Source organism: Pseudarthrobacter phenanthrenivorans (assembly GCF_000813845.1).
GTDB lineage: Bacteria > Actinomycetota > Actinomycetes > Actinomycetales > Micrococcaceae > Arthrobacter > Arthrobacter phenanthrenivorans_B.
The window spans coordinates 60,199-67,732 of the sequence record NZ_JWTB01000038.1 but is presented as its reverse complement, the minus strand read 5'-3'; the positions used below and the strand labels follow the sequence as shown (position 1 = coordinate 67,732).

Annotated in this window: 6 protein-coding genes; 2 read left to right on the top strand and 4 right to left on the bottom strand. The window is 67.9% G+C overall.

The features are described 5' to 3' along the window. Positions 1–336: 336 nt before the first annotated feature. Genes tyrS through RM50_RS17595 form a run of 3 tightly spaced genes read right to left on the bottom strand, consistent with a single transcriptional unit; the run spans position 337 to position 4,654 of the window. The gene (gene tyrS, locus RM50_RS17605) at positions 337–1,650 is read right to left on the bottom strand and encodes a tyrosine--tRNA ligase (RefSeq protein WP_043455304.1); all 1,314 of its coding nucleotides are present in this window, start codon (positions 1,648–1,650) and stop codon (positions 337–339) included. A 34-nt stretch (positions 1,651–1,684) separates the two neighbouring features. Continuing rightward, positions 1,685–3,913 (bottom strand): HelD family protein, encoded by a 2,229-nt coding sequence (locus tag RM50_RS17600; protein ID WP_043455301.1) that lies wholly within the window; start codon positions 3,911–3,913, stop codon positions 1,685–1,687. A gap of 51 nt (positions 3,914–3,964) precedes the next feature. Further along, a complete protein-coding gene (locus RM50_RS17595; protein WP_043455298.1) occupies positions 3,965–4,654 on the bottom strand; it encodes a DNA-3-methyladenine glycosylase in 690 nt (229 codons plus the stop codon). Positions 4,655–4,785: 131 nt separating this feature from the next. Here RM50_RS17595 and RM50_RS17590 point away from each other — a divergent pair, with 131 nt between their 5' ends. Beyond that, positions 4,786–6,276, top strand: a complete 1,491-nt coding sequence (locus RM50_RS17590) for an AlkA N-terminal domain-containing protein (RefSeq protein ID WP_043455297.1) — start codon at positions 4,786–4,788, stop codon at positions 6,274–6,276. Next, positions 6,273–6,794 carry a methylated-DNA--[protein]-cysteine S-methyltransferase gene (locus RM50_RS17585; RefSeq protein ID WP_043455294.1) on the top strand — a complete coding sequence of 174 codons (522 nt, stop codon included), beginning with the start codon at positions 6,273–6,275 and terminating at the stop codon, positions 6,792–6,794. The genes RM50_RS17590 and RM50_RS17585 overlap by 4 nt, the downstream gene beginning before the upstream one ends. Here the strand turns inward: RM50_RS17585 and RM50_RS17580 are convergent. After that, positions 6,768–7,508, bottom strand: coding sequence for a maleylpyruvate isomerase family mycothiol-dependent enzyme (locus RM50_RS17580; protein WP_043455292.1), 741 nt, complete (start codon positions 7,506–7,508; stop codon positions 6,768–6,770). The genes RM50_RS17585 and RM50_RS17580 overlap by 27 nt on opposite strands. Positions 7,509–7,534 lie beyond the last annotated feature (26 nt).

Here is a 7,534-nt window from a genome sequence, read left to right as displayed (position 1 = left end):
AGTTCTCAAACAACAGACACAATTCGAATACTCACCGGAATCAATTCTTAGAAGAATTTCTATTCCGTATTTCTTCGCTGCGATGTTTTTATCTTATTTCATTCATATTCACTTTTGCAAATCCGGTTGTTTTCCCGGAATTCACCCAGTGGAATGAATCCGCCCAGCAGAATGAGAAGCATTCTTCGTTCCATGCACCGCATGGCCGAGAATTGCTTCTCAATATCAGTTGGGGGTTTGTCACCACTCAGCGGCGGCGACTCAGAAAACAATACACGCCCTCCGACAGCCGTGCAAATCGGCTGCCGAAAGGCGTGCATGAAGCTATTGAAGGTGCTAGGGAACCAGCACTTCCACGGTGGCAAGGTTCTTCTTCCCCCTGCGCAGGAGGAGGTACTGGCCATGCAGGAGCTCCGACTCGGAGATCACAGCGTCAGGATCCGAGACTTTCTCGTTGTTCACGTAGGCCCCGCCCTCACCCACCGTGCGGCGGGCGGCGGACTTGCTTTCGGAAAGGCCGGAGGCAACCAGCAGGTCCACGATCCCCATCTCATCCACCTGCACAGTGGTGGAAGGAAGTTCGGAAGTGGCCGCCTGCAGCGTTGCCTTGTCCAGGGTGGACAGGTCACCGTTCCCGAACAGCGCAGCCGAAGCGGCGATGACCTTTTCGGTCGCTTCCACACCGTGCACCAGGGAGGTCACTTCGAACGCCAGCTTCCGCTGCCCTTCACGGGCGAACGGACGCTCGGCCACCGACACCGCGAGCTCGTCGATCTCGGCGCGTGTCAGGAAGGTGAACACCTTGAGCCGGTCCACCACGTCAGCGTCGGCCGTGTTAAGCCAGAACTGGTAGAAGGCGTAGGGGCTGCACATGCCTGCGTCCAGCCAGATGGCGTTGCCCTCGCTCTTGCCGAACTTGGTCCCGTCCGAGTTGGTGATCAGCGGCGTGCCAAGGGCGTGGACGCTCTTGCCCTCCACCTTGCGGATCAGTTCCGTACCGCTGGTCAGGTTGCCCCACTGGTCCGAGCCGCCGGTCTGCAGCACGCAGCCGTAGTCACGGTACAGCTGCAGGTAGTCCATGCCCTGCAGGATCTGGTAGCTGAACTCCGTGTAGCTGATACCTTCCTCGGAGTTCAGGCGTGATGCCACCGCATCCTTGCGCAGCATGGTCCCCACCCGGAAGTGCTTGCCCACTTCACGCAGGAAATCGATGGCGCTCAGCGGCGCGGTCCAGTCCAGGTTGTTGACGATCCTGGCGGCGTTGTCGCCCTCGAAGCTAAGGAAGCGGCTGACCTGGGCCTGCAGGTAGCCAACCCACTCCGCCACCGTGCCCTTGGTGTTCAAGGTACGTTCCGCCGTCGGCCGGGGGTCGCCGATCATGCCGGTGGAGCCGCCCACCAGCCCCAGCGGCTTGTGTCCGGCCAGCTGGAGCCGCCGCATCACCAGCAGCTGCACCAGGTTCCCCAGGTGCAAGCTGGGCGCGGTGGGGTCGAAGCCGCAATAGTACGTGACCGGCCCGTCGGCGAGGAGCTTTTCAAGCTCCGCTTCGTCGGTGGAGACATGGACCAGCCCACGCCACTTCAGTTCCTGCCAAATGTTGGCGAATGTGGGATCGTTGCGCTGCGGTTCGAGGTTGTTCAGTTCTGGCACGCTTCCTAAGTTAGCAGTAAGGCCCGAGGCCCCGTCAGCCGGCGATCCCGGCGGGCACCGGCTGAGAGGCAATCAGCCGCAAGCGCTGCGTGGCGCGGGTCATCGCCACATACAGGTCCCCCACCTTGCCGTGTTCATGGTTGAGCATCACGGACGGCTCCAGGACCACGACGCCGTCGAACTCCAGGCCCTTCGCCTCCCGGGGGCTGATGACCACGATGTCCTGCTCGTAACTGCCGGCGCCCGTCCCGATCCTGCACCCGTACACCCCACGCAGCGCGGCAGTGGCCGCAGGCAGGAGGTCACCGTCGGCAATCACGGCGAGCAGGCCGCCGTCGAGCGCTTCAAGTTCCTCCGGCAGCACCTCCACCAGCCGGTCCACGATCCCGCCGTCCGCCACTTCGTCGATGATCGGTGCCCAGCGCCCTTCCCGGACTGCCTTGGGCGCGGAGACCACCAGGCCCGCTGCGTTGGCCATCCGGACGGCAGCTTCGGCGATCTGCGAGGGCGTGCGGTAGTTGACGGTGAGCTCCTCCAGCTGCCAGCGGTCCCCGAACATGGGCCCCAGCGCCCCCTGCCAGGAGTTGGCGCCGGCCACGGAACTGGTCTGCGCAATATCCCCCACGATGGTGAAGGACTTCAGCGGGCAGCGGCGGACCAGCAGCCGCCACTGCATGGGCGAAAGCTCCTGCGCCTCGTCCACCACGATGTGCCCAAAGGCCCACGTGCGGTCGCTGGTGGCGCGCTCGGCCGCGGTCAGGCGTGCTTCCTGCTCCTGGTTCTGCTCGGCAAGCTCCTCTGCAGACATCAGCGGGTCCACGCCGGCCGCCTGCATGTTCACCAGGGTTTGCTTGGCATTGGCCAGGTCCCGGGCACGGTCGTGTTCCTGCTGCGCCAGCCCCCGCCCTGCAGCGGGGTCCAGTTCACCGAGCAGTTCGGCTGCTTCGTCCAGCAGCGGGACGTCGGACTCGGTCCACGGGGCATCGGCGGGACGCTGCAGCAGTGCCCGTTCGGCGGGCGTCAGGTTGGGGGTGCAGAACTCGAGGATTTCCGGCTTGCTGAACAGATCAGTGATCAGCTTCTCCGGGGTCATGGGCATCCAGCACAAATTCAGCGCGATCCGCACATCGCGTGCAGTGCGGACGTCCTCGGCCAGGTAGGAACGGTCTGCGTTGTTGCCGAGGTTGCCGGCTTCGACGAGTTCGGTCATCTGTTCGGTCAGTTCGCGCAGCAGGATCTTCACGAACGTCACGCGGGCCTCGTTGTACGGCTTGCCGGTGGCGCGCGCCCGTTCGCGGGCGCGCCGTACCTGCCGGGGCGTCAGGGTGAGCTTGCGCCCGTCCACCTCAAGGATCCGGTTCTGCGCCGGGACGCGCATCCGGTTGGAGACGGCGTTGGCCACGATGGCAGCCATGTCCAGGCGCCCCTTGATGGCGGCAACATCCGCGTCGGCTTCGGGGACTGCGTTGATGCCGGGCATCAGGCGGCCCAGGCTGGCCATGACCACGCCCGTCTCGCCCAGGGAGGGCAGCACCCGCTCGATGTATTTCATGAACGACGACGACGGTCCCACCAGCAGCACGCCGGCACTCTTGAGCCGGTCACGGTGGGTGTACAGCAGGTAGGCGGCACGGTGCAGGGCCACGGCCGTTTTTCCCGTGCCAGGGCCGCCCTGGACCACGACGGCACCGGAGATGGAGGACCGGATGATGCGGTCCTGTTCGGACTGGATGGTGCTGACGATGTCCGACATGCGGCCGGTGCGCTTGGAGTTCAGTGCGGCCAGCAGGGCGCCCTCGCCCTGCAGCGACTCATCCTCGGTCAGCATGTCCGCGTCCAGGACGTCATCCTCGATGGCTTTGACGTCACGCCCCTGCAGGATCAGGTGCCGGCGGCGGCGGACGCCCTGCCGGTCGAAGGCCGTGGCCTGGTAGAAGTGGCCGGCCTCGGGGGCACGCCAGTCCACCATCAGCCGCTGCAGGTCCTCGGTGGTCAGCCCGATACGGCCGATGTACTGGGCTTCACCGGAGTCCAGGTCCAGGCGGCCGAACACCAGCCGGTCATCGACGGCGTCCAGCTGGGCCAGGCGGTCTTCATACAGTGCAGCGAACGCATCACGTTCCGAAACGTTCTGCATGGTGCCCACGGCTCCGGCGCGCCGCACCTGTGCCAGCTGGCGGCGCTTTTCCTCCCGGAGTTCCTCCAGCCGGGCATACAGGCCGGCTACATACTCCCGTTCGTGGGCCAATTCGGCGTCGTGCATCAACGTTCCCCTATCGCGAAAGACAGACCGTCCATTCTACAACCATTTCCCTTAACGCCGGTGAAACGTTGCAGGAGGCAGCGGACCGACGGACTGCTTCCGGATCCGGGGCTTGGCCGCCTTGTACTTGGAGACGGTCGGGTCGCCGGTGAGCCAGAACCGCCACGCGTATTCCTCTGATCCGCCGGCGCCGGCCACGCCCACCCGCGGACCGGAACTGACCGGCCCGGGGGTGCCGGAGGGAAGTTCCAGCGCGAAGGGTGGCGCCAGGGCGTCGCGGCCGCTGTCCGCCGTCGTCAATCCCAGCGCCTTGGCCAGGCGGGCCGGCCCGCTGGCCAGGTCGGCGGGGCTTTTCGACGTCGGGCGGCGCCGTTGTGCCAGCCCGATGCCGTCCACGATCTCCCCCGCCCGCAGCAGCAGGGCGGACGCGACGCCGGCCGGCCCGCACACGATGTTGGTGCAGTGGTGCATGCCGTAGGTGAAGTAGACGTAAAGGTGCCCGGCCGGGCCGAACATCGGCGCATTGCGGGGTGTGGGGCCGCGGTAGGTGTGCGAGCCGGGGTCGGGGTGCAGGGAGTCCTCCGGTCCCATGTAGGCCTCCACCTCGGTCAGCCTGACGGATACGGCTCCGTCGCGGGACTCGTGGGTCAACACGGCGCCCAGCAATTGCGGGGCAAGCTCGCGGGCATCCCCGGACAGCAGGTCACGAAGCTGCTCCCGGGCCGGCATGCTCTGGTTCATTCGTAGACCTTACCCGGATGCCGGGGTTTTCATCCGCCTGCAGAATCGGCGCCCGGCGCCCGGTTCCGGACGTTCACGGCCCTGTCCGATTTCCGCTAGAAGCAGTGCGCGTCGGCTGGCAGGATGGAGGAATGGACTTCTGGCAGCGCTACCGGGCAATCGATGCCCGCGACCCCCGGTTCGACGGCCAGTTCTTCACCGCCGTCCGCACCACGGGAATCTACTGCCGCCCCTCCTGCCCGGCCCGGACCCCCAAACCGTCCAACGTGACGTTCTACGAGACGTCCGCCGCGGCCCATGAGGCCGGCTACCGCGCCTGCAAGCGCTGCCTGCCGGAGGCGGTTCCGGGCACCCCGGCCTGGAACGTGCGGCAGGACATTGCAGGCCGGGCCATGCGCCTGATCAACGACGGCGTGATCAACCGGGACGGGGTGGCGGGCCTCGCCGCCCGCCTGGGGTACTCGCCGCGCCAGCTCAACCGGATCCTGGGGCAGGAGCTCGGTGCAGGTCCCTTGGCGCTGGCCCGTGCTGCACGGGCGCAGACGGCCCGGACGCTGCTGGTGTCCACGGGCATGAAGCTGGCCGACATCGCCTTCGCCGCCGGCTTCAGCAGCGTGCGGCAATTCAACGACACCATCGCCGAGGTGTTCGACATGACGCCCACGGCACTGCGCAACACGGTCCGGCATGGCGCTGCCGGCGGCGCTGCGGCGGCAGGCACGACTGCACTGGTGCTGGGCCTGCCCTACCGGCCACCCTTCGATTCCGGCATCTTCACCTTCCTTGCCGTGCGTGCCATCCCCGGGATCGAGGAAGGCACGGCCACCTCCTACGCGCGCACCCTGCGGCTGCCCCACGGCGACGCGCGCTTCCGGGTGGAGTACGACGCCGGCGCCCGGGAACGGCCGTTGACCCTCACCGTCGGCGCGGTGGACCTCCGCGACCTACCCGCCCTGCTCAGCCGGGTGCGGCGGCTCTTCGACCTCGACGCCGACCCCGGCGCGATCGACGGCACGCTCGGCGCCGACCCCCGGCTGGCTGCCTCCGTTGCCGCGGCACCGGGGATGCGGATGCCGGGAGCAGTGGATCCGCAGGAACTCCTGGTCCGGGCCATGGTGGGCCAGCAGGTCACGGTGGCGGCGGCCCGCACCGCACTGACCCGGCTGTCCGCGGCCGGCAGCCCCAGCAGCACACCCGGCGAAGGCCTGGAGCGGCTGTTTCCCACTCCTGCCCAAACGGCGGCCGCCGGACACCTGCTCAGCGGCCCGAAGCGGCGGACGGAGTCACTGCTCCATGCGGCCTCGGCCATGGCGTCGGGGCACCTGGAGTTCGGGTACGGTGACGACCTTCCGGGCCTCACCGCCGCGCTGCTCCCCCTGCCAGGCGTAGGACCCTGGACCGTTGGCTACGTGGCCATGCGGGTCCTGGGCGCCCCGGACATTTTCCTCGCCAATGACGCCGCGGTGCGGAACGGGATCCGAGCCCTTGATAATGGTGGCAACGCCCTCAGCCCGGACTTCCGGGAAACCAGCCCGTGGCGTTCCTACGCCACCATGCACCTCTGGCGGGCCGCCGCCAAGCCCGCCCCCACACCAGCCGTTCCCGTGAAAGGGATGCCATGAAAGCCCAACTCCTGCAGCTGTCCACGCCGGACGGCCCGTTCACCATCCTTGCCACGGAGGGCGTGGTTCTCGCCTCGGGCTGGACGGCCGGCCTCCCCGAACTGGCCGGACAGGTCCATCCCGCGCTGCGTCCCGATGCCGTGGAAGAGGTGGCGGACCTTGGCGGAATCTCAGCCGCCGTCGAAGCCTTCTATGCGGGCGACCCTGCTCCGGCCATGGCGGTGCCCGTCCGCCAGCGGTCCGGCCCGTTCCGGGCGCACGCCTGGGATGTCCTCCGCCAGGTCAAGCCCGGCGCCCCCGTCACCTACAGCGAGTATGCCGCGCTTGCAGGGAATCCGAAGGCGGTCCGGGCTGCCGCCAGTGCCTGCGCCTTCAACGCGGCGGCCCTGTTCGTTCCCTGCCACCGGGTGATCCGGACCGACGGCTCGCTGGGTGGTTTCCGTTGGGGCCTGCGGGTCAAGGAGAGCCTGCTGGCCCGCGAGGCCGCCTGGTTACTTCCCGGGTTCCGGCATCGCTGACGGCCACGGCAGCAGGGCCGGGAGGTCGGTGCCGTCCCCGGCGGCGGTGGCGCGGAGGCTGTCCAGCGATGGCTGCCGCCCCGCGAGCCACGCGGCGATGTCGGTAATCATGCCGCTGACGACGACGGTGCTGCCGCCCGAGCCGAGGGCCAGCGGGGGAAGTGCCACTGGCTGCAGGACGAGCCGGGTTTCCACGGGAACGCGGGCGGCCAGGAAGTCGAAGAGGTGGGAGCAGAAGTCCCTGTTCCAGACCTCAGGTCCGGTGCCGGCGTCCAAATCGGCGGTGTGGATGACGAGTTCCCGCCAGAGCGCCAGCCCGGCGTCGAAAATCACGCCGTCGCGGAACGCGATGGGAGTCTGCCACCCGTTCCGGTCCAGCGCGTCGAAGGCGGCCAGTACCCGGTGCAGCGCGGTGGTTACGTCGTTCCTGTGCTGGGCAAGGCTGTGGCCTGCCGCGAGATCGATGGCGCGGTTGCGCCCCTCCGCGCCGCCGTCGTACAGCTCCACCTTTTCGCCCTGGCGGCCGTACTCCACCTGGCGGGCGAGGGCGTCGCAGATGCCGGCGATGTGGGCCAGCAGGTGGCCGCGGCTCCACCCGGGAAGGGTTGACGGCGCCTTGTCGCCGCCATCGGGGATGCGCTCCATGGCGGCGGACAGCGCATCGGCTGCCTTGTGCAGTTCAGCGAGGAGGACGTCGGGGGATGGTGAGGTCATCCGGCCAGCCTAGCGGAGCAGCCGGC